The organism is Burkholderia sp. BCC1208, from assembly GCF_902833095.1.
Lineage (GTDB): Bacteria > Pseudomonadota > Gammaproteobacteria > Burkholderiales > Burkholderiaceae > Burkholderia.
The window spans coordinates 116,079-137,122 of record NZ_CADFDY010000014.1; the positions used below are offsets into that span (position 1 = coordinate 116,079).

The window sequence follows — 21,044 nt, forward strand, 5'->3', positions numbered from 1 at the left end:
GGGCGATTCCCGTTGCCGGCGGGAATCGACCTTCGTGACGCGTCAGCCGTCCACCCAGCGCAGCGCGCCGATCTTCAGGTGTTCGACCACACTGCGCGCCCAGTCGAGCTCCGCATTGAGCAGCACGAGCGCATGCTCGTTTTGCAGCAGGAACAGGCGCGGCACCTGATCGGCCTGCGCGGTGGCGCGCAGCGCTTCCAGCCGCTCGCGCTCGGCGTCGAGCCGTGCGATTCGCAGTTCGATCTGATGGCGCGCATCTTCCGCATCGAGCAGCGGCAGGAACGCTAGGCCGGCGCCGAACGCCGGGAATTCATTCGCGGGCTCCGCGAGCAGCGTATGCAACCACGCCTGCCCCGCCGTGTGCCCGGCTTCGGTCAGCGCATACAGCGTGCGCTCCGGAAACGCGCCGGCGCGCTCGGTGTCGTGCACGGCGATCAGCCCCTCGCGCAGCAGCCGGTCGATCGTCTGGTACAGACTCGTACGCTGCCGTACGTTGACGACTTCGTCGTATCCGCGCGCCTTCAGTTGCTGCAGCATCCCGTACGGATGCATCGGCGTTTCGGTGAGCGTCGCGAGGACGGCCAGCGCGAGCGGGGACGGGCGGCTCATAGACATGAATAGTTAAAATATACCTAGTAAGAATATAACTATTCTCAAGAAGACTATCCTGTTTGACAAGGGTTTCAGCCGAGGTGCGAGCGCTTCGCGGCCGGCGCGACGGTTTCCATCGTCGCGAGGCCGTGCACGATTCCGCAATCCTCGACCGAATGCTCGCCGACGCACCGGCGGCGCAATTCGGTGAGCTGATCGCGCAGATGCGTCAATTCCGCGAGGCGTGCATCGACGTGTCCGATGTGATCGTCGAGCAGCGAATTGATCGAATCGCAGCGATCGGCCGGCGTGTCGGTGAGTTGCAGCAGCGCGCGGATTTCGTCGTGCGCCATGTCGAGCGCGCGGCAATTGCGGATGAAGCGCAGCCGCTCGACGTGCACGTCGGTGTAGTTGCGATAGTTCGAATCGGTGCGCTCCGCGTCCGGCATCAGACCCTCTTTCTCGTAGAAACGGATCGTCTCGGGGGTGCAGCGGGCCGCTTTGGCCAGTTCGCCAATCTTCATGCCTTTCTCCCGTGTAAGGGTTGACCTTGTAGTGGCTTCAGGGTGTTAACTCTACACCGTCAAGCCACAAAGGAGGTTGTCATGACCGACGCCCAGCGTCCCCACGACCCACGACACCGTCAGGCCGGCGGCGCCGACGCCTGCCGCGCCGATTCGCGCGACACGCAGACGGCGACCGTAGCCGACGCGGCGCCGGCGGCCGGCGAGCGCGCGCACGGCCATGGCCACGATCACGATCACGGGCACGCTCACGCAGCTCACGCAGCTCACGCAGCTCACGGCGATGCGGGTGATGACCACGATCGCGACCATGTTGGCGACGGCAAGCATGTACACGGCGCCACGTGCTCGCACGACCACGCCGCGCATGACCATGCCGGTCACGACCACGACCACGACCACGACCACGACCACGACCACGACCACGACCACGACCACGACCACGCGGCCGGCGAGTGCTGCGCGCCGGCCTCGCTGACGCTCGCGCCGCTGCCGGTCGCGCAGGCGACCGCGTCGGGCCACGTGCGCTCCGCGTTCCGGATCATGCAGATGGACTGCCCGACCGAGGAAACGCTGATTCGCAAAAAGCTCGGCGGGATGGGCGAAGTGTCGGCGCTCGAATTCAACCTGATGCAGCGGATGCTGACCGTCGAGCACGTGCCCGGCGCGCAGCCGGCGATCGAGGGCGCGATCCGCACGCTCGGAATGACGCCGGAGGCCGCCACGGCCGGCGCCCCGGCGGCGCGCGTCGCCGACGCGCCTGCGAAGCCGTGGTGGCCGCTGGCGCTCGCCGGCGTCGCCGCGCTCGCGTCCGAAGGCGCGACCTGGGCCGGGCTCCCGGTGTGGCTGTCGGCGGCGCTCGCGCTGGCCGCGGTGCTCGCGTGCGGGCTCACCACGTACAAGAAGGGCTGGATCGCGATCCGCAACGGCAACCTGAACATCAACGCGCTGATGAGCATCGCGGTGACGGGCGCGATGGCGATCGGCCAGTGGCCGGAGGCCGCGATGGTGATGGTGCTGTTCACGATCGCCGAGCTGATCGAGGCGAAGTCGCTCGACCGTGCGCGCAATGCGATCCAGGGCTTGATGCAGCTCGCGCCGGATACCGCGACCGTGCGGCAGGCCGACGGCGCCTGGCGCACGATCGAGGCCGCGCAGGTCGCGCTCGGCGCGGTCGTGCGCGTGAAGCCGGGCGAGCGGATCGGGCTGGACGGCGAAGTCGTCGCGGGCCGCTCGACGGTCAACCAGGCGCCGATCACCGGCGAGAGCCTGCCCGTCGAAAAGACGGCCGGGGACGCCGTGTACGCGGGCACGATCAACGAATCGGGTTCGTTCGAATATCGCGTGACGGCCGTCGCGGCCAACTCGACGCTCGCGCGGATCATCCACGCGGTCGAGGAAGCGCAGGGCGCGAAGGCGCCGACGCAGCGCTTCGTCGACCAGTTTGCACGCGTCTACACGCCGATCGTGTTCGCGGTCGCGCTGCTGGTTGCGGTGGCGCCGCCGCTCGTGATGGGCGGCGCGTGGCACGACTGGATCTACCGCGCGCTCGTGCTGCTCGTGATCGCGTGCCCGTGCGCGCTGGTGATCTCGACGCCGGTGACGATCGTGTCGGGCCTCGCGGCCGCGGCGCGGCGGGGGATTCTCGTGAAGGGCGGCGTCTATCTGGAAGAAGGGCGCAAGCTTGCGTGGCTCGCGCTCGACAAGACCGGCACGATCACCCACGGCAAGCCGGTGCAGACCGACTTCGACGTTCATGCGGACGGCGCCGATGCGGCGCGCGTGCGGCACCTCGGCGCGAGCCTCGCCGCGCGCTCCGATCACCCTGTGTCGCAGGCGATTGCCGCCGCGGCCCGCGACGCCGGCACGGCGGCATTCGCCGATGTGCAGGAATTCGAAGCGATCGTCGGGCGCGGCGTGCGCGGCACGATCGACGGGACGCGCTACTGGCTGGGCAACCACCGGCTCGTCGAGGAGCTCGAGCGTTGTTCGGCGGCGCTCGAGGCGAAGCTCGACGCACTGGAGCGGCAGGGCAAGAGCGTCGTCGTGCTGGTCGACGACACGCGCGTGCTCGGCATCTTCGCGGTGGCCGACACGATCAAGGACACGAGCCGCGACGCGATCGCCGATCTGCATGCGCTCGGCATCCGCACGGCGATGCTGACGGGCGACAACCCGCATACCGCTCAGGCGATCGCGCGGCAGGCCGGCATCGACGACGCACGCGGCAACCAATTGCCGGAAGACAAGCTCGCGGCGGTCGAGGAACTGTCGGTGGGCGGCGCGGGCGCGGTCGGGATGGTCGGCGACGGGATCAACGATGCACCGGCGCTCGCGCGCGCCGACATCGGCTTCGCGATGGGCGCGATGGGCACCGACACGGCGATCGAGACGGCCGACGTCGCGCTGATGGACGACGACCTGCGCAAGATCCCGGCGTTCGTGCGGCTGTCGCGCGCGACGCATCGCGTGCTGGTGCAGAACATCGGCTTCGCACTCGGCGTGAAGGTCGTGTTCCTCGGCCTGACGGTGGCGGGGCTCGGCACGATGTGGATGGCGGTCTTCGCCGACGCGGGCGCGAGCCTGCTCGTCGTGGCCAACGGCTTGCGGCTGCTGTCGTCCTCCGGGACGTTCGGCGGCGCGCAGGCCAAGCGTTGAGGACTGGGCGATGAGCTTTCTGAAACGGATGCTCGGTGGCCACGGCGGTGGCCATGGCAGCGGGCACCGCAGCGGGCACCGCAACGGGCACGGAAACAGCGGAAACAGCGGAAACAGCGGAAACAGCGGAAACAGCGGAAACAGCGGAAACAGCGGAAACAGCGGAAACAGCGGAAACGGTGGTCCCGGCAGCCACGGCGGCCCCGGCAGCGGCAACGGCCATCACGGCGGTCCGCGCCAGGGCGGGCATGGCGGCCACGATGTGCGTGGCCGCGATCGCCACGGCTGGGGCTGGCAGGCGCCGGGCGATGCCGGTGGCGGGCGAGGCGGCCACGGCGGCAACGTGCCGCTGAGCCAGCTCGCGTGCGCGGGCTGCGGCGCGCTCAACGCGGCAAGGCTTGCAGCCGCTGCCATGCGGCGCTGGCGGCCGACGCGCGGTTCTGTCCCGGCTGCGGGACGCCAGCTGCTTAGATCTGCGTGCGTTCGCGCCGGCCGCGCATGAGCATTGGCCGGCACGTTGCGTTCGACGGCCGGCGCGGCGGCCCGGCGCTCAGCGCAGCAGCCCGTCGCTCAGCGCACCGGCCCGCCGCTCAGCGCACCGGCCCGCCGCTCAGCGCAGCGGCAGGTGAATTTCGGTGCGCAGGTCGGCTGGCGCCGTGTCCATCGGCGTATTGAGGTACAGCTCGAACGGCGGCGCGTCGGCGGCTTCGCGGCCCGAGTGACGCAGCCAGTCGCCGTAGAGCCACTGATAGGCCGTCTTCAGGTCCGCATACGGCCCCGTATGCAGGAGCACCGCGTATTCGCCGCCCGCGATCGTCGCACGCTCCACCGGCGGCTCGGGTTCGACGTCCGGCGCGCCGTCGGCCGGCACGAAGCACGCTTTCGCGCGCAACTGCGCTTCGGGCGTCGTGTCCGGATCGTCGTAGAAAATCCCGATCATCTTCGCGCCCGGGCCGATCAGCCCGTGCTGCCCGACCCACGCGCCGATCCGCCCGAACGCGTCGCCGGCCTTCATGTACGCGCCGGTGTGCGCGACCGCGTAGCCGCGCTGTTCCGGCAGGCGCCGGATCTCGACCTCATGCTTGAACATGTCTGCCTCTCCTCTCTGTAACGGATAAATCGGCCGGTGGGTGCCGGTGCGCCAGTGCTGCGCGGGCAGCACGCCGTACGCGTCGCGAAACGCCCGCGCGAACGCGTGCGTCGAACCGTAGCCCGCGCGCCGCGCGATCTGGTCGAGCGGCCGCGCGGTGCAGACCGGATCCTCGGATGCCCGCACCATCCGTATCCGCCGCACCATCAGCACGATCGCTGCCAGCGATACGGCGACAGGCACGCGACTTCGGCGAGCCGGTTCAGGTCGAGCGGGCCGTCGAGATGCGCGCCGATGTACGCATGGACACGCGCCACGCTCGCCGCGTAGCGGACCCATGCAGGCGGATCGGTTTTCGTTTCGGCTGCGGGCATCGACGTGTCGTGGCTGGAACCCGACGCCACGGTAGCACGGCCCGAATGGACAAATCTTGCGGAAAAGCGTAGCGGTCCGAAATCCGCCCCTTTTTATTTCACCGAAATAGGGTCTTGTCCCGCTGCGATCTAGAACTAAAGTTAAAGACGGTGAAATCGGGTGATCCCGTCATTTTTCTCGGGTAAGTTGCTCGGACGGAGCACCACGCTTTTCGAAGTACGCAGGTCGTTCGTCGATGTTCAATCGCACCACCACGTTTTCGGGAGAAGAAGAAATGGATGCTTCCAGCTTCATCACGTCGCTGCAGACCACGCTAGGCGGATACCTGCCCAAGATCGCCGGCGCGATCGGCATCCTGGTAGTCGGCTGGCTGATCGCCGTGGTGGTGCGGGCCGGCGCGCTGCGCCTGCTCAACGCACTGAAGGTCGATCAGCGGATCAACGAAAGCACCGGCCAGGGCGCGTGCGTCGAACGCATCATCGCCGGCGGCCTGTTCTGGCTCGTGCTGCTCGTCACCGCGGTGGGCATCTTCAACGTGCTCAACCTGTACGCGGTCTCCAATCCGTTCTCGCTGCTCGTCACGCACATCGTCAACTACCTGCCGAACCTGATCGGCGGCGCGGCGCTGACGCTGATCGCGTGGCTGATCGCGTCGCTGCTGCGCAGCCTCGCGAACCGCGCGCTGAAGGCCAGCAAGGTCGACGCCACGCTGTCCGAAAGCGCCGGCATGCAGCCGATGAGCGGCTATCTCGGCGACGTCCTGTTCTGGCTGGTGATCCTAATGTTCCTGCCGGCGATCCTCGGGTCGTTCGCGCTGTCGGGCCTGCTGTCGCCGGTGCAGGGAATGGTCGACAAGCTGCTCGCGATCGTGCCGAACATCTTCGCGGCCGCGGTGATCGGCTTCGTCGGCTGGATCGTCGCGCGCGTGCTGCGCGGCCTCGTGACGAACCTGCTGGTCGCCGCCGGCGCCGACCGCCTCACGCAAGGGATCGACAGCCCGACGCCCGTACGCGTGTCGAGCCTGGTCGGCACGATCGTCTACGTGTTCGTGTTCGTGCCGACGCTGATTTCCGCGCTCGACGCGCTGAAGATCGACGCGATCTCGATCCCCGCGACCAACATGCTGAATCAGTTCCTCGGCGCGGTGCCGGACATCGTCGCGGCGATCGTGATCGTGCTCGTCACCTTCTATTTCGCGCGCTTCGTCGCGTCGCTCGCGCAGAAACTGCTGGAAGCCGCCGGCGTCGACGGGCTGCCGGCCCTGCTCGGCGTCGAGCGCGTGTTCTCGGGCATCCTGCAGCCGTCGGTGCTGGTCGCGCGGCTGATCGTGTTCTTCGCGATGCTGTTCGCGTCGGTCGAGGCCGCGAACCGGCTCGGCTTCTCGCAGGTGCGCGACGTCGTCACGCTGTTCATCGAATTCGGCGGCCACGTGCTGATGGGCGGCGTGATCCTCGTGATCGGCGTGTGGCTCGCGGGCCTTGCGCGCCGCGTGATCGAGCAGGCCGACCGCGAGCACAGCGTGCTGTTCGCGCGCATCGCGCAATTCGCGATCCTCGGCCTCGTGTTCGCGATGGGGCTGCGCGCGATGGGCATCGCGAACGAAATCGTCCAGCTCGCGTTCGGCCTCGTGCTCGGCGCGATCGCGGTGGCGGTCGCGCTGTCGTTCGGCCTCGGCGGCCGCGAGGCGGCCGGCAAGCTGCTCGACCGCTGGTTCAACCAGCGCGGCGGCGGCCAGTAAGCACGGCCGATCCGGCCGCATCGCGCGGCCGGATCGGCGTGGCAACGCGCGCGGCCGGCGTTTTCGCAAGCGAAACGTCAGCCGCGATCTTTGCCGAATTTCGATAACACGTCGTTTAATGACTCTCTAGCATCGATTCTCAGTCGCGCGGGTCCGCAGGCCCGGCGCCTTTGAGGAGAGAGTCCGATGAAAGCAGAGTCGAATGGCCGGCCCGTCGCCGGCGCCAAGTCGTCCGGTCAGCCCGCGCTACAGCAGACGCTCGGGACCTGGCAACTGTGGGGCATCGCGGTCGGCCTCGTGATTTCCGGCGAATACTTCGGCTGGAGCTACGGCTGGGCGAGCGCCGGCACGCTGGGCTTCGTGATCACCGCGCTGTTCGTCGCGGCGATGTACACCACCTTCATCTTCAGTTTCACCGAGCTGACGACGTCGATCCCGCACGCGGGCGGCCCGTTCGCGTATGCGCGCCGCGCGTTCGGCCCCACCGGCGGCTATCTGGCGGGCGCCGCGACGCTGGTCGAGTTCGTGTTCGCGCCGCCCGCGATCGCGCTCGCGATCGGCGCGTACCTGCACGTGCAGTTTCCGGGGCTCGAACCGAAACACGCGGCAATGGGCGCGTATCTCGTGTTCATGGCGCTGAACATCGTCGGCGTGCAGATCGCGGCGACCTTCGAGCTCGTCGTGACCCTGCTCGCGATCTTCGAGCTGCTGGTGTTCATGGGCGTGGTGTCGCCGGGCTTCGCATGGAGCAATTTCACGAAGGGCGGCTGGTCGGGCGCCGATCACTTCAGCGTGGGCGCGTTCCACGGGATGTTCGCGGCGATTCCGTTCGCGATCTGGTTCTTCCTCGCGATCGAAGGCGTCGCGATGGCCGCCGAGGAAGCGAAGAACCCGAAGCGCTCGATTCCGATCGCGTACGTGGCCGGGATCCTGACCCTCGTGGCGCTCGCGATCGGCGTGATGGTGTTCGCCGGCGGCGCGGGCGACTGGACCAAGCTCGCGAACATCAACGACCCGCTGCCGCAGGCGATGAAGTACATCGTCGGCGCGAACAGCGGCTGGATGCACATGCTCGTGTGGCTCGGACTGTTCGGGCTGGTCGCGTCGTTCCACGGGATCATCCTCGGCTATTCGCGCCAGATCTTCGCGCTGGCCCGCGAAGGCTACCTGCCGGAATGGCTCGGGAAGGTGCATCCGCGCTTCAAGACCCCGCATCGCGCGATCCTCGCGGGCGGCGTGGTCGGCATCGCGGCGATCTACAGCGACGAGCTGATCCAGTTCGGCGGGCAGACGCTCACCGCGAACATCGTGACGATGTCGGTATTCGGTGCGATCGTGATGTATATCGTCAGCATGGCGTCGCTGTTCAAGCTGCGCCGCTCGCACCCGAACATGGCACGGCCGTTCCGCGCGCCGCTGTACCCGATCTTCCCGGCATTCGCGATTCTTGCGGCGCTGGTCTGCCTCGGCACGATGGTGTATTTCAACGGGCTGGTGGCGATGGTGTTCGTCGCGTTCCTCGCGCTCGGCTACGCGTACTTCCTCGCGACCCGCGCGCAGCGCGCGAGCGCGCCCGGCGACGCGCTGCTGGAGGAGTGAACGGAATGACGACGGTGCAGGCGAACGTGAAAGGCCGTTCCTGACGGCATCCGGCGCGCCCCGTCGAACGGGCGCGCCGTCGGCTTTTGGCAAGGAGATTCGAACGATGTCCTATACGGAGACGATCGGTCCGCGCACGTACCGCTTCGCGGACCTGAAGACGCTGCTCGCGAAGGCGAGCCCGCTGCGTTCCGGCGACCAGCTCGCCGGCGTCGCGGCGGCGAGCGAGGAGGAGCGCGTCGCCGCGAAGATCGCGCTGGCGGGCGTGCCGCTGAAGGCGTTCCTGAACGAAGCGGTGATCCCGTACGAACACGACGAGGTCACGCGCCTCATCATCGACGATCACGACGCGCAGGCGTTCGCGGACATCTCGCACCTCACCGTCGGCGATTTCCGCAACTGGCTGCTGTCGCCCGCGGCCGACGGCGCCGCGCTGGAGCGGATCGCGCCGGGCCTCACGCCCGAGATGGTCGCGGCCGTGTCGAAGCTGATGCGCAACCAGGACCTGATCGCGGCCGCGCGCAAGCGCCGCGTGGTCACGCGCTTTCGCAACACGGTCGGGCTGGCCGGCCGGATGTCGGTGCGGCTGCAGCCGAACCACCCGACCGACGACGTGAAGGGCATCGCCGCATCGATGCTCGACGGGCTGATGTACGGCTGCGGCGACGCGATGATCGGCATCAACCCGGCCACCGACAGCCTCGCGGCGATCGTGAAGCTGCTCGCGATGATCGACGGTTTCCGCGAACGTTACGGCGTGCCGACGCAGTCGTGCGTGCTCACGCACGTGACCAACACGATCGCGGCGATCGAAAAGGGCGCGCCGGTCGATCTCGTGTTCCAGTCGATCGCGGGCACCGAGAAGGCGAACGCGAGCTTCGGGATCTCGCTCGCGCTGCTCGGCGAGGCGCGCGAGGCCGCGCTGTCGCTGAAGCGCGGCACCGTCGGCAACAACCTGATGTACTTCGAGACGGGCCAGGGGAGTGCGCTGTCGGCGAACGCACATTTCGGCGTCGACCAGCAGACCTGCGAAGTACGCGCGTATGCGGTGGCGCGCAAGTTCGAGCCGTTCCTCGTGAACACGGTGGTCGGCTTCATCGGGCCCGAATACCTGTACGACGGCAAGCAGATCATCCGCGCGGGGCTCGAGGATCACTTCTGCGGCAAGCTGCTCGGCGTGCCGATGGGCTGCGACATCTGCTACACGAACCACGCGGAAGCCGACCAGGACGACATGGACACGCTGCTCACGTTGCTGGGCGCGGCCGGCATCAACTTCATCATGGGGATTCCGGGCGCGGACGACGTGATGCTGAACTACCAGAGCACGTCGTTCCACGACCAGCTCTACGTGCGCGAGGTGCTCGGCCTGCGCCGCGCGCCCGAGTTCGAGGAATGGCTGGAGACGATGGAGATCGCCGACGCGCACGGCGCGCTGCGCGCCGCGACGTCGCGTGTGCCGCTGCTGGCGGGCGCGAATGACTGGATGGGGGTGTCCGCATGAGCGACGCCGTCGAGAAGAACCCGTGGGCGCAGCTGAAGTCGTTCACGAACGCGCGGATCGCGCTCGGCCGCGCGGGCAACAGCCTGCCGACCGCGCCGCTGCTGGCCTTCAACCTGTCGCATGCGCAGGCGCGCGACGCGGTGCACCAGCCGCTCGACGTGGACGCGCTGCGGCGCGAGATCGAGGCGGCCGGCCTGCTGCCGACGCTCGGCGTGCAGAGTGCCGCGCCGGACCGCGACCATTACCTGCGCCGGCCCGATCTCGGCCGCAAGCTGTCGGACGACAGCCGCGGGCTGCTGGCCGGCTACGGGGCGGCGCTCGACGATGCGCCCGATGTCGTGTTCGTGGTCGGCGACGGGCTGTCGGCGTTCGCCGCCGCGAAGCAGGCGCTGCCGCTGTTGCAGGCCGTGCGGCCGCGGCTCGACGCGGACGGTTGGCGGATCGGCCCGGTGGTGGTCGCGACGCAGGCGCGCGTCGCGCTCGGCGACGAGATCGGCGAGCTGCTGCGCGCGAAGGTGGTCGCGATGCTGATCGGCGAACGGCCCGGACTCAGTTCGCCGGACAGCCTCGGCGTATATCTGACGTGGGCGCCGAAGGTCGGCTGTCACGACGCGCTGCGCAACTGCATCTCGAACGTGCGGCCCGAGGGGCTGCCGCACGCGGCCGCCGCGCACAAGCTGCATTACCTGATGACGCACGCGCGCCGCCTCGGGCTGACCGGCGTCGGGCTGAAGGACGACAGCGACGCGCTGCTGCCGCCGGCGGAAGCGGAGCGGATCGGCGCGACTACCTGAACAGCCGTTCGCACAGGAAATCGACGAACACGCGCAGCTTCGGCGACAACTGCCGGCTCGACGGCCACACGATCGAGAACTGCCCCGGCGCGATCCGGTAGTCGTCGAGCACGGTGACGAGCGCGCCGTGCTCGAGTGCGTCGCGCGTGAGGAAGTCGGGCATGTAGCCGATGCCGAGCCCCGCGAGCACGGCGCCGCGCAGCGCCTCCATGTTGTTGCAGGTCATCGCGGTGCGCAGTGCGAGCGGCAGGCCGTCGTCGGCCGCGAGCGCCCAGTCCTGCAGCTTGCCGGTGGTCGGGAAGCAGTAGCGCACGCAGTCGTGCGCCTCGAGGTCGCGCGGCGTGCGCGGCGCGCCGGCCCGCGCGAGATACGCGGGCGTCGCGCACAGCACGAACGCGAACGGCCCGAGCCGCCGCGACATCAGGCTCGAGTCGGACAGCGGGCCGCTGCGGATCACCGCGTCGAAACCGCCTTCGACGACGTCGACCATCCGATCGTTGAAATCGAGATCGAGTTCGACGTCCGGATAGCGCTGCCGGAATTCGGGCAGCACCGGCAGCAGGAAGCGGTAACCGATCACCGGCAGGCTCACGCGCAGCTTGCCGCGCGGGCGCTGCGCGGACGCCGTTACGGTCGCCTCCGCCTCGCGGAAATCCTCGAGGATGCGCTGGCAGCGCTCGTAGAAATGCCGCCCCTCTTCGGTGAGCGTCACGCGCCGCGTCGTGCGGTTGAACAGCCGTACGCCGAGCGATTGCTCGAGTTTCGCGATCGTCTTGCCGACCGCCGACGCCGAGATGCCGAGCGCGCGGCCGGCCGCGACGAAGCTCAGCGCTTCGGCGGTGCGGACGAACGCGACGATGCCGGTGAGGTTTTCCATCGAATCGAACGGCGTGCGGCGACGCACGCGGCCACGTGAATTGCGGAATTTTAGTCCGTTATATGCGGAACTTCGCGTGGTTTTCGCAGATTGAATCGGATTTATCTTCTGTCGCTCTGATGGCGCCTCCGCGCCGGCTTTTTTCGAGGAGCGATGATGGATCATCCTGTTTCCGCCGTTTCGACCCTGGCGGCGCGCCGGCGCGCATGGGTGCTGGCCGCCGTCTGCATGGCCGCCGTCGCGCTGCCGCTGTCGTTTTCGGGCGGCGCGGTCGCGACGCCGGCGATCGGCCGCGACCTGCACGGCAGCCCGGTCGCGATGAACTGGATCACCAACGCGTTCATGCTCGCGTTCGGCAGCTTCCTGATGGCGTCGGGCGCGCTGGCCGACCAGTTCGGCCGCAAGCGCCTGTTCGCGATCGGCGTCGGCGGCTTCACGCTGATGTCGATCGCGCTCGCGTTCGCGCCGTCGATGCTCGCGGTCGATCTGCTGCGCGCCGCGCAAGGGCTCGCGGCGGCCGCGGCACTGGCCGGCGGCACGGCCGCGCTCGCGCAGGAATTCGACGGCGCGACGCGCACGCGTGCCTTCAGCCTGCTCGGCACGACGTTCGGGATCGGACTCGCGTTCGGGCCCGTGCTCGCGGGCGGCCTGATCGGGCACTACGGCTGGCGCGCGATCTTCGTGACGAGCGCGGTGGCCGGTGTGCTATCGCTCGCGTTCGGGCTGCCGCGCATGCACGAGTCGCGCGATCCGCACGCGACGGGGCTCGACTGGCCCGGCACGGCCGCATTCACGGCCGCGTTGACGCTGTTCACGTTCGGCGTGATCGAGGCGCCCGCGCGCGGCTGGTCGAGCCCGCTCGTGATCGCGCTGCTGGCCGGCGCGGCGCTCGGCGCGTGCGCGTTCGTGACGATCGAGACGCGCGTCGCGCGGCCGATGCTCGACCTGTCGCTGTTCCGCATCGCGCGCTTCGTCGGCGTGCAGGTGCTGCCGGTGTCGACCTGCTGCTGCTACATCGTGCTGCTCGTCGTGCTGCCGCTGCGCTTCATCGGCATCGACGGCTTCAGCGAGATCGACGCCGGCTGGCTGATGCTCGCGATCTCCGCGCCGATGCTGGTCGTGCCGTTCGGCGCGGCGACGCTCGCGCGCCGGCTGTCGGCCGGCGTGATTTCGGGGCTCGGGCTGCTGGTCGCGGCAGCCGGGCTCGTGTGGCTCGGCATCGCGCTGCGCGGCGGCGCGGGGCCGGCGGCGATCGCGCCGATGCTCGCGATCGGCGTCGGCGCCGGCATGCCGTGGGGGCTGATGGACGGGCTGTCGGTGAGCGTCGTGCCGAAAGAGCGCGCGGGGATGGCGACGGGCATTTTCAGCACGACGCGCGTGGCCGGCGAGGGGATCGCGCTGGCGATCGTCGGCGCGGTGCTGGCCGCGCTCGCGCAAACGGGGCTGGCGCACGCGGCAGCGGCTGCCGGCACGCCGGACGCGACGCTGCGGGCCGCCGCGCGGCTTGCGACCGGCGATCTCGCGGGCGCGGCTGCCGCGTTGCCGGGCGTCGGTCGCGCGGTGTTGATCGCGAGCTACTCGCACGCGTTCGACCGGCTGCTGACCGGGCTGGCCGTCGTCACGGTGCTGTGTGCGGTGGTGGTGTTCGGGTTTCTCGGCGGGCGGCCGGCCGCCGACGAAACGGGCGACGACGCGGACGGCCACGCGCACGCCGATGCGTCGACGCGCGGCCGGGTCGAACCGGCCTGTGCGCAGACGCACGGGCGGTGAGCATCGCGCCGTGGCGCATCGGTGCTTCGGCATTTCGGTATTTCAGTATTTCGGTCAACCCGGCCGCCGTGCCCGCATGGTCCGTCGGTAGACGCGTCGCCCGCCGCGCGTCACGCCAGCACCAGCGGCGGCAGGGCCGCATCCGTGCGCGCCTGCGCGCATTCCACATCGATCACCAGACAGCGCAACGCATCCGGCCACAGGCGCGCGCGCCCTTGCGCATCCTCGTCGAGCGTCGCGCGGCCCTGCACGAGCCAGGTCGTCTGACGCACGAAATCGACGAACAGCAGCGCGATGGCCGGATTCACGAGCAGGTTGCCGATCGTGTTGAGCAGGTTGTTGCCCGCGAAATCGGGCAGCACCAGCGTGCGGCGGTCCGGGATATCGACGAGCGGCGCGAACGAGCCGTCCGCGTGCGGCTGGCGGCCGCGGTACGAGCAGTCGGCGTTGCCGGCCGCGTCGGCGGTCGCGACGATCAGGAAAGCCTGCTCACGGATGAACGCGATGGCGTCGTCGGTCAGGGGGCCGCGATCGTTCATGGTGTCGGTCGGCGTGTGCGCCGTGCGTGTGGATCCGCGATTCGCACGCAAGCGACATGCCACGCGGCGCGGCGCCCGTGCGCGGGCAACGCACCGCCGCGCACTGTGAAAATTCCGAACACCGGCCGCATCGCTGCGCAACCGCGGTGTTCAGAATCGGTACACCCGCCGTGTTGCGTGCGTGAACACCGCACGGTGCGACCACGCGCCGGCCGCGATCGACGTGCGCCCGTTCCGTTTGGCACGCATGTTGCGTAAACGGGACCAGCGCATTCCAACCGGCGCTGTACTCACACAAGCACGATGAACAGGAGACATGTATGAACCCGTTTGACCTGAAACAACTGGGCCTCGACGTCGAATACCCGTACCGTCAGCAATACGACAACTACATCGGCGGCAAGTGGGTAGCGCCCGTGAAGGGCGAGTATTTCGAGAACGTGTCGCCGATCAACGGCCAGCCGTTCTGCCGCGTGCCGCGCTCCGGCGCCGACGACATCGAGCTGGCGCTCGACGCGGCGCATGCGGCGCGTCGCAAGTGGGGCAAGACCTCGGTCGCCGAGCGCGCGAACCTGCTGCTCGCCGCCGCCGACCGGATGGAAAAGAACCTGAAGCTGCTGGCCGTGGCCGAAACGATCGACAACGGCAAGCCGCTGCGCGAGACGATGGCGGCCGACCTGCCGCTCGCGATCGACCACTTCCGCTACTTCGCGGGCTGCATCCGCGCGCAGGAAGGCGGCATCTCCGAAATCGACGACAACACCGTCGCGTACCACTTCCACGAGCCGCTCGGCGTGGTCGGCCAGATCATCCCGTGGAACTTCCCGCTGCTGATGGCCGCGTGGAAGCTCGCGCCGGCGCTCGCGGCCGGCTGCTGCGTGGTGATGAAGCCGGCCGAGCAGACACCGGCATCGGTGCTCGTGCTGATGGAACTGATCGGCGACCTGTTCCCGGCAGGCACGATCAACATCGTGAACGGCTTCGGCAAGGAAGCGGGCGAAGCGCTCGCGACCAGCAAGCGGATCGCGAAGATCGCATTCACGGGCTCGACCCCGGTCGGCAAGCACATCCTGCGCGCGGCGGCCGAGAGCCTGATCCCGTCGACGGTCGAACTGGGCGGCAAGAGCCCGAACATCTTCTTCGCCGACGTGCTCGACCAGGACGACGCGTTCCTCGACAAGGCGCTCGAAGGGCTCGCGATGTTCGCGCTGAACCAGGGCGAAGTGTGCACGTGCCCGTCGCGGATCCTGATCCAGGAATCGATCTACGAACGCTTCATCGAGAAGGCCGTCGCGCGCGTCGAGCGCATCAAGTCCGGCCACCCGCTCGACCTGCAGACGATGATCGGCGCGCAGGCGTCGCAGCAGCAGCTCGACAAGATCCTGTCGTACATCGACATCGGTCGCGGCGAAGGCGCGCAATGCCTGACGGGCGGCGAGCGCGCGGCGCCGACCGCCGAGCTGGGCACGGGCTACTACGTGAAGCCGACGATGCTGCTCGGCAACAACAAGATGCGCGTGTTCCAGGAAGAGATCTTCGGGCCGGTCGCGTCGGTGATGACGTTCAAGGACGAGCAGGAAGCGATCGAACTCGCGAACGACACGTTCTACGGGCTCGGCGCGGGCGTGTGGACCCGCAACGGCACGCGTGCGTACCGGATGGGCCGCGAGGTCGAGGCTGGCCGCGTGTGGACCAACTGCTACCACCTTTACCCCGCGCATGCGGCGTTCGGCGGCTACAAGCAATCGGGGATCGGCCGCGAGACGCACAAGATGGCGCTGTCGAACTATCAGCAGACGAAGTGTCTGCTGGTCAGCTACCAAGCCGAGGCGCTCGGGTTCTTCTGATCGCCGCAGCCGGGGCGACGTGCCGGGGCCGCTTGGGCCCGGCACGTCGTCCGGTTCGATTTCCCTGTTCGACTGGCGGCGCCGGTTGCGTTTCCGGCGGCCGGCGCCGGCAACGCTGCCGGCCGTCGCGCATGCGCGACGGCACGGCGCGCCGATACGTGTGACGACTCCCGGCATGGCAGAACCGCCCCGATCCTTTCCGCGTCACCCGGTATTCCATCCGGGCGAACTCGACGCGCAACACCGCTTCGGCGTCGCCGACGAAGCCGAGCGGATGAGCGACGCCGTGACCACGCGGCTGAGCGTCGGCGTACGGCAGTTCGTCGAATCGCAACCGTTCATGTTCGTCGGCACGGCGTCCGGCGTGGGTGCGTCGATGACCTGCGACATCGTGTTGAGCCGGCGCGACGCGAACGGCGATCGGTTGCCGGTGGTGCGCGTGATCGATACGAAGACGCTGCGGTTCGCGTTGCCCGCCGCGCATGACGGCGACGGCGGCCGGATCGACGCGGCCGCCTGCGACGGCAGCGGTGTCGGATTGCTGTTCGTCGATTTCGTGCGCGGCCTGCGCTACCGGATCAACGGGCGCGCCACGCTGCGCGCCGATTTGCCGGAAGCGGACGCTGCGCCGTGGGCGGCGGGCAGCGCGATCGTCGAACTGGCGATCGCGCAGGCATACGGCAATTGCGGCACGCGGGTCGTGCGGCTGAAGCCGGCCTGGTAGCCGGCGTTCGGGCGTCGGTGTCCGGGCGTCGGCATCCGGGCGTCGTCGTCCGGGCATCGGCATCCGGGCATCGGCATCCGGGCATCGGCATCCGGGCGTCGGCGTCGAGGCACGGGCACGGGCATCCGGGCGCCGGCGGCGCGCATGCGCGGTCGCCGCGCGGATCGCACCGGCGGCGTGCGCGACATGCCGCCTTCGGGTGCGCCCCCATGGCGCGCATCGGCCGGACAGCGTGGAATGGCGGGCGGCTCGCCGGGCCGTGCGGTTCGGCACGGGACTTGCGTGATGCGCAGGGTTCCGCGCAGGTGAGGGAGGATACGATGGATCAACACGTGGCGTGTACGGAAGAACCGACCGCCGAAGACACGCGACGCAGCGCGCAGGGCGACGACGCGTTCGCCGGGCAGGCCGTCGTCAGCGTCGCGCACGATGCCGACGAGCAGGCGCGCAACCTGATCGGCTGGCGGCAGACCTACGACCAGCTCGCGGCCGGCCGCTTCGTCGGCACGCTCACCGAGCTGCCGCTCGACACGATGAAGCTGTTTCGCGAATCGACCAGCCACTTGCTGCGCCAGGCGTGCGAAGTGCGCGGCGACGCGTACTGGTTCGGCATCCCGCTCGTGTGCGACGGCTCGGCGCGCGTCGATGCGTGCCGCATCGGCCCGGGCGCACTCGCGTTCCGGCCCGGCAACGTCGAATTCGAACTCGTGACCCCCGCGCAGTTCTCGATCTACGGCGTCGTCGTGCGCGGCGACGTGCTGCGCCGCTATGCGGAGGAGGTCGAGCGTCGCGCGCTCGACGAGCGGCTGTTCACGCAGCGCGTGATGCAGGTCGGCGACGCGCGGCTCGCGCGCCTGTGCGCGCTGCTCGGCCGCCGGCTCGACGGTGCGGTGGCGATGGCCGGCCCGCTGCCCGATGCGCAGCGCGACGACCTGCAGGCCGAAGTGCTGGCCGCGCTGTTCGATGCGTGCGCGCAGCCGGCCGACGACGGCAGCGGCAGTGCGCCGTCGACGCGCCGCTGGCTCGTCGACCAGGCGCGCGACTACGTGCTCGCGCACCGTACGCGCCCGGTCGGCGTGCCCGAGCTGTGCGAGCAGTTGCACGTGAGCCGGCGCACGCTGCAGTACTGCTTCCAGGACGTGCTCGGGATGGCGCCCGCGACCTACCTGCGCACGCTGCGGCTGAACGGCGCGCGGCGCGACCTATGCGGCCGCGCGGCCGGTTCGGTGCAGGATGTCGCGGAGGCGTGGGGCTTCTGGCATCTCAGTCAGTTCGCGACCGATTACCGGCGCCTGTTCGGCAAGCGGCCGTCGGAGACGCTGCGCGATCGCGCATGAGGCGCTCGGCACGGTGAGCCGGGTGGCCGGCACGGCGCCCGTGGCGGGGCGCGCGCTGGGCGCGTGCTGCCGGTTCGATCGTTCCGCTCGCCGCCGCGTCGGCTCCGCTCAGATGGCTATCGCTGCCGCGTCGCGCGGTGCGGGCCACGCCAGCGCGTCCCAGTCGATTGCGCGATAAGCGGCTTCGACCGCCGCCAGATCGTCGGGCCGCTCGCTGCGATGCAGCCCGTGCAATTCGGCCGGCACGTCCAGCGTGACCGGCACGCAATGCGGATAGTCGCGCACGCGCAATGCCGGCCCGATCGTCGTGAAGCACGCGAGCGTCGGCACGTCGAAACCGTCGGCGAGATGCAGGGCCGCCGTGTCCGGCGCGAACAGCAGGCTCGCGCCCTTGATCCAGGCGATGAAGCGCGCGGTGTCGGTCGCGTCGCGACTCACGTCCACGTAAGCCGGATGCGCGAGCGGGCCGAAGCCGACCACCGGCAGCCCGTAACGCTGCGCGAGCCGTTCCACGAACGCGACGCACAGCGCGGGCGGCACGCTGCGCACCGCCGTGCTCGCATTCGGGCAGAACAGTACGTACGGCCGCTGCCACGCGGCCGGCAGCGCAGGCAGCGGCAGCCGCGCGAGCCAGCGGTTGCGCTTCGCGGCGGCCGGCACGGCGGCCGGGTCGACGCCGAGCGCGTCGAGGAAGAAATCGATCATGGGCAGCCGCGCGAATGCGGGCCAGTACAGTTGATTGCCGACGTCGATGCAGTGCGCGTCGGCGGGCAGCGCTTCGGCGGCGCACGGCAGCAAGCGTGACGGCGCGACGACGTCGGCCGCGAGCGCGTACAGCGCATCGACATAGCGCGGCGCGCGCGCCGGCCGGTAGAGCGTGAAGCGCAGGTCCGCATGTGCCGCCCGCAGCGCGGCGAGGGCCGTCAGCCCGATCACCGAATCGCCGAGCGCGACGCCCATCCCGTTGATCACGTGCACGTGCCGCGCCTCGCCGTAATCGAGCCGGAACGGCCGGTGTGCGGCGTGCAGCAGGCCGAGCGCCGGCGCGGCCGGCACGTAGCCTTCGGCGCGCGCGTCGCCATGCTCGAGGTCGTACGGCGCGACGAGCATGCCGTCGGGCGCGAGCAGCGTGCCGGGGCAGGCCAGCGCGTCGTCGTGCGACAGCGCGGCGACGGGCGGAGAGGTATGCATGTCCACCGTCATGCGCCGCGCGCGCGGCGGCCCTGCTCGCGGATCTGCTCGAGCGTCGCGGCCGGCGTGCTGGCGTCCTGCGGGATGCGGATCTCGATCACCGCGGGCAGCCCGCAGGTCAGCGCGCGTTCAAGCGCGGGCGCGAAATCGGCGGTGCGCTCGACCGTCTCGCCATGCGCGCCGAACGCACGCGCATACGCGGCGAAATCCGGGTTCGTGAGCCCTGTGCCGTGCACGCGGCCCGGGTAGTTGCGCTCCTGATGCATGCGGATCGTGCCGAAATGGCCGTTGTTGACGACGATCGCCACGATGTTCAGCCCGTATTGCATCGCGGTCGCGAGCTCGTTGCCGGCCATCATGAAGCAGCCGTCGCCGGCGAGCGCGACGACGGCGCGCGACGGATACAGCGACTTCGCGGCGAGCGCGGCCGGCAGCCCGTAGCCCATCGCGCCGCTCGTCGGCGCGAGCTGCGAACGGAAGTGCCGGTACGCGAAGTGGCGATGCAGCCAGATCGCATAGTTGCCCGCGCCGTTGGTCAGGATCGCGTCGTGCGGCAGGCGCTCGCGCAACTGCACCATCACGTCGCCGAGTTGCACGTCGCCGGGCATCGGCAGCGGCGCATGCCATTCGCGGTACGCGCGGTGCGCGTCGGCGGCCGCGCCGGCCCACGCGGGCCGCTCGGGCGGCTCGAGCGCGGCCAGCGGCGCGGCGATCTCGGGCATGCCCGACACGATCGGCAGATCGGCGGCGTACACGCGGCCGAGTTCGTCCGCGCCCTGATGCACGTGGATCAGCGTCTGGCGCGTCTTCGGGATGTCGAGCAGCGTGTAGCCGGCGGTCGTCGCTTCGCCGAGGCGCGGCCCGATCACGAGCAGCAGGTCGGCGTCGCGGATGCGTTTCGCGAGCGCGGGATTGATCCCGAGCCCGACGTCGCCCGCGTAGTTCGGGTGCGCGTTGTCGATCGTGTCCTGGAAGCGGAACGCGCACGCGACCGGCAATTGCCAGCGTTCGACGAAGGTGCGCAGGTTCGCGCAGGCGTCCGGCGTCCAGCCGCTGCCGCCGACGATCGCGAACGGCCGTTGCGCGCGCGCGAGCCGTTCGCGCAGCTCGTCGATCTGCGCGGCCGACGGCGCCGCTGCGACGCGTTTCGCGGCCGGCACGACGGGCTGCGGTGCGCACGCGTCGGACAGCACGTCCTCCGGCAAGGCGAGCACGACCGGGCCGGGCCGGCCGGACGTCGCGACGTGGAACGCATGGCTCAGGTATTCGGGGATGCGGCGCGGGTCGTCGATCTGCGCGACCCATTTCGCCATCTGGCCGAACATCCGGCGGTAGTCGATTTCCTGGAAGGCTTCGCGGTCGAGGTGCTCGCGTGCGCACTGACCGACGAACAGGATCATCGGCGTCGAATCCTGAAACGCGGTGTGAACGCCGATCGACGCATGCGTCGCGCCCGGCCCGCGCGTGACGAATGCGATGCCGGGACGGCCGGTCAGCTTGCCGACCGCTTCGGCCATGTTCGCGGCGGCCGCCTCGTGGCGGCAGACGACCGTCTGGATGCGGGCGGTGTCGTCCGCCAGCGCATCGAGTACGGCGAGGAAGCTCTCGCCCGGCACGCAGAACGCGCGTTCGACGTGATTGGCGAGCAACGCATCGACGAGCAGTCGCGCACCGGTGGTGGCGCGCGGCTCGAGATCCTTGGAATGCGACATGGGCTGCCGTCTCCCTGGGTAGCGGGACGTACAGCTTACGCCGGTTGGCCGGGCGCCGGTGCGCCGGCCGCCGAAAAGTGTCGGAACACCGGGCGGTTCGGCGAGTGCGTTTCGGCTTCGGCTGGCCGAACGGCCAGCTTGTGCACGCCGACGCGACGGTGAAAAGTAAGCGCT

17 protein-coding genes and 2 pseudogenes are annotated in these 21,044 nt (G+C 69.7%); 10 read left to right on the forward strand and 9 right to left on the reverse strand.

Annotated features, from left to right (window positions below; all coding sequences use genetic code 11):
* Positions 1-42 precede the first annotated feature (42 nt).
* The 4 genes from HWX09_RS30980 to HWX09_RS33730 form a co-directional block, all read right to left on the reverse strand.
* Positions 43-615, reverse strand: a complete 573-nt coding sequence (locus tag HWX09_RS30980) for a PadR family transcriptional regulator (protein WP_027783181.1) — start codon at positions 613-615, stop codon at positions 43-45.
* Between the two features lie 68 nt (positions 616-683).
* Positions 684-1,115 (reverse strand): Cd(II)/Pb(II)-responsive transcriptional regulator, encoded by a 432-nt coding sequence (cadR, locus tag HWX09_RS30985; RefSeq protein ID WP_027783182.1) that lies wholly within the window; start codon positions 1,113-1,115, stop codon positions 684-686.
* A gap of 51 nt (positions 1,116-1,166) precedes the next feature.
* On the reverse strand, positions 1,167-1,553 hold the full coding sequence (locus HWX09_RS33725) for a hypothetical protein (protein WP_230469110.1): 387 nt from the start codon (positions 1,551-1,553) through the stop codon (positions 1,167-1,169).
* Positions 1,496-1,660 carry a hypothetical protein gene (locus tag HWX09_RS33730; RefSeq protein WP_230469111.1) on the reverse strand — a complete coding sequence of 55 codons (165 nt, stop codon included), beginning with the start codon at positions 1,658-1,660 and terminating at the stop codon, positions 1,496-1,498. The genes HWX09_RS33725 and HWX09_RS33730 overlap by 58 nt, the downstream gene beginning before the upstream one ends.
* A gap of 4 nt (positions 1,661-1,664) precedes the next feature.
* On the opposite strand from HWX09_RS33730, the gene HWX09_RS30990 reads away from it, so the two are divergent.
* Together HWX09_RS30990 and HWX09_RS33735 are read left to right on the forward strand one after the other, a co-directional pair.
* Positions 1,665-3,773: a heavy metal translocating P-type ATPase gene (locus HWX09_RS30990; protein WP_230469112.1), complete on the forward strand. Its 2,109-nt coding sequence runs from the start codon at positions 1,665-1,667 to the stop codon at positions 3,771-3,773.
* A gap of 187 nt (positions 3,774-3,960) precedes the next feature.
* Positions 3,961-4,244, forward strand: a pseudogene (locus HWX09_RS33735) (zinc ribbon domain-containing protein); the annotation flags it as partial.
* Between the two features lie 139 nt (positions 4,245-4,383).
* Here the strand turns inward: HWX09_RS33735 and HWX09_RS31000 are convergent.
* A pseudogene (locus HWX09_RS31000) lies at positions 4,384-5,237 on the reverse strand (AraC family transcriptional regulator).
* Between the two features lie 275 nt (positions 5,238-5,512).
* Between HWX09_RS31000 and HWX09_RS31005 the strand changes: the two are divergent.
* The 4 genes from HWX09_RS31005 (at position 5,513) to eutC (ending at position 10,873) form a co-directional block, all read left to right on the forward strand.
* Positions 5,513-6,976, forward strand: a complete 1,464-nt coding sequence (locus tag HWX09_RS31005) for a mechanosensitive ion channel (protein ID WP_027783185.1) — start codon at positions 5,513-5,515, stop codon at positions 6,974-6,976.
* Between the two features lie 186 nt (positions 6,977-7,162).
* Positions 7,163-8,575, forward strand: a complete 1,413-nt coding sequence (gene eat, locus HWX09_RS31010) for an ethanolamine permease (protein ID WP_027783186.1) — start codon at positions 7,163-7,165, stop codon at positions 8,573-8,575.
* 106 nt (positions 8,576-8,681) lie between these two features.
* Positions 8,682-10,079 (forward strand): ethanolamine ammonia-lyase subunit EutB, encoded by a 1,398-nt coding sequence (locus HWX09_RS31015; protein WP_027783187.1) that lies wholly within the window; start codon positions 8,682-8,684, stop codon positions 10,077-10,079.
* Positions 10,076-10,873: an ethanolamine ammonia-lyase subunit EutC gene (gene eutC, locus HWX09_RS31020; protein WP_027783188.1), complete on the forward strand. Its 798-nt coding sequence runs from the start codon at positions 10,076-10,078 to the stop codon at positions 10,871-10,873. The genes HWX09_RS31015 and eutC overlap by 4 nt, the downstream gene beginning before the upstream one ends.
* Here eutC and HWX09_RS31025 read toward each other — a convergent pair.
* The gene (locus tag HWX09_RS31025; RefSeq protein WP_027783189.1) at positions 10,866-11,750 is read right to left on the reverse strand and encodes a LysR family transcriptional regulator; all 885 of its coding nucleotides are present in this window, start codon (positions 11,748-11,750) and stop codon (positions 10,866-10,868) included. The two genes, eutC and HWX09_RS31025, sit on opposite strands and share 8 nt — an antisense overlap.
* 156 nt (positions 11,751-11,906) lie before the next feature.
* On the opposite strand from HWX09_RS31025, the gene HWX09_RS31030 reads away from it, so the two are divergent.
* Entirely contained in the window at positions 11,907-13,520 is a 1,614-nt protein-coding gene (locus tag HWX09_RS31030) for an MFS transporter (protein ID WP_027783190.1), read from the forward strand.
* 110 nt (positions 13,521-13,630) lie between these two features.
* On the opposite strand, the gene HWX09_RS31035 is transcribed toward HWX09_RS31030, so the two are convergent.
* Positions 13,631-14,059 carry a pyridoxamine 5'-phosphate oxidase family protein gene (locus HWX09_RS31035; protein ID WP_027783191.1) on the reverse strand — a complete coding sequence of 143 codons (429 nt, stop codon included), beginning with the start codon at positions 14,057-14,059 and terminating at the stop codon, positions 13,631-13,633.
* A 320-nt stretch (positions 14,060-14,379) separates the two neighbouring features.
* Between HWX09_RS31035 and HWX09_RS31040 the strand changes: the two genes are divergently transcribed.
* From HWX09_RS31040 to HWX09_RS31050, 3 genes are all read left to right on the forward strand, one after another.
* Positions 14,380-15,906, forward strand: coding sequence for an aldehyde dehydrogenase family protein (locus tag HWX09_RS31040; protein ID WP_027783192.1), 1,527 nt, complete (start codon positions 14,380-14,382; stop codon positions 15,904-15,906).
* Positions 15,907-16,081: 175 nt separating this feature from the next.
* Positions 16,082-16,630 (forward strand): hypothetical protein, encoded by a 549-nt coding sequence (locus tag HWX09_RS31045; protein ID WP_027783193.1) that lies wholly within the window; start codon positions 16,082-16,084, stop codon positions 16,628-16,630.
* Positions 16,631-16,950: 320 nt separating this feature from the next.
* Positions 16,951-17,967 carry a helix-turn-helix domain-containing protein gene (locus HWX09_RS31050; RefSeq protein WP_027783194.1) on the forward strand — a complete coding sequence of 339 codons (1,017 nt, stop codon included), beginning with the start codon at positions 16,951-16,953 and terminating at the stop codon, positions 17,965-17,967.
* A 108-nt stretch (positions 17,968-18,075) separates the two neighbouring features.
* Here HWX09_RS31050 and HWX09_RS31055 read toward each other — a convergent pair whose 3' ends face one another.
* Both HWX09_RS31055 and HWX09_RS31060 read right to left on the reverse strand, forming a co-directional pair.
* Complete coding sequence (locus tag HWX09_RS31055) at positions 18,076-19,170, reverse strand: ADP-heptose--LPS heptosyltransferase (protein ID WP_027783195.1); 1,095 nt, start codon at positions 19,168-19,170, stop codon at positions 18,076-18,078.
* Positions 19,167-20,870, reverse strand: coding sequence for a thiamine pyrophosphate-binding protein (locus HWX09_RS31060; RefSeq protein ID WP_027783196.1), 1,704 nt, complete (start codon positions 20,868-20,870; stop codon positions 19,167-19,169). Before HWX09_RS31060 ends, HWX09_RS31055 begins: the two co-directional genes overlap by 4 nt.
* Between the last annotated feature and the right edge of the window lie 174 nt (positions 20,871-21,044).

Bases quoted from the DNA above. Each gene is read 5' to 3' on its own strand.
- HWX09_RS30980 (WP_027783181.1), bottom strand. From the start codon at position 615: ATGTCTATGAGCCGCCCGTCCCCGCTCGCGCTGGCCGTCCTCGCGACG.
- cadR (WP_027783182.1), bottom strand. From the start codon at position 1,115: ATGAAGATTGGCGAACTGGCCAAAGCGGCCCGCTGCACCCCCGAGACG.
- HWX09_RS33730 (WP_230469111.1), bottom strand. From the start codon at position 1,660: ATGATCCGGAACGCGGAGCGCACGTGGCCCGACGCGGTCGCCTGCGCG.
- HWX09_RS30990 (WP_230469112.1), top strand. From the start codon at position 1,665: ATGGACTGCCCGACCGAGGAAACGCTGATTCGCAAAAAGCTCGGCGGG.
- HWX09_RS31005 (WP_027783185.1), top strand. From the start codon at position 5,513: ATGGATGCTTCCAGCTTCATCACGTCGCTGCAGACCACGCTAGGCGGA.
- eat (WP_027783186.1), top strand. From the start codon at position 7,163: ATGAAAGCAGAGTCGAATGGCCGGCCCGTCGCCGGCGCCAAGTCGTCC.
- HWX09_RS31015 (WP_027783187.1), top strand. From the start codon at position 8,682: ATGTCCTATACGGAGACGATCGGTCCGCGCACGTACCGCTTCGCGGAC.
- eutC (WP_027783188.1), top strand. From the start codon at position 10,076: ATGAGCGACGCCGTCGAGAAGAACCCGTGGGCGCAGCTGAAGTCGTTC.
- HWX09_RS31025 (WP_027783189.1), bottom strand. From the start codon at position 11,750: ATGGAAAACCTCACCGGCATCGTCGCGTTCGTCCGCACCGCCGAAGCG.
- HWX09_RS31030 (WP_027783190.1), top strand. From the start codon at position 11,907: ATGGATCATCCTGTTTCCGCCGTTTCGACCCTGGCGGCGCGCCGGCGC.
- HWX09_RS31035 (WP_027783191.1), bottom strand. From the start codon at position 14,059: ATGAACGATCGCGGCCCCCTGACCGACGACGCCATCGCGTTCATCCGT.
- HWX09_RS31040 (WP_027783192.1), top strand. From the start codon at position 14,380: ATGAACCCGTTTGACCTGAAACAACTGGGCCTCGACGTCGAATACCCG.
- HWX09_RS31045 (WP_027783193.1), top strand. From the start codon at position 16,082: ATGGCAGAACCGCCCCGATCCTTTCCGCGTCACCCGGTATTCCATCCG.
- HWX09_RS31050 (WP_027783194.1), top strand. From the start codon at position 16,951: ATGGATCAACACGTGGCGTGTACGGAAGAACCGACCGCCGAAGACACG.
- HWX09_RS31055 (WP_027783195.1), bottom strand. From the start codon at position 19,170: ATGACGGTGGACATGCATACCTCTCCGCCCGTCGCCGCGCTGTCGCAC.
- HWX09_RS31060 (WP_027783196.1), bottom strand. From the start codon at position 20,870: ATGTCGCATTCCAAGGATCTCGAGCCGCGCGCCACCACCGGTGCGCGA.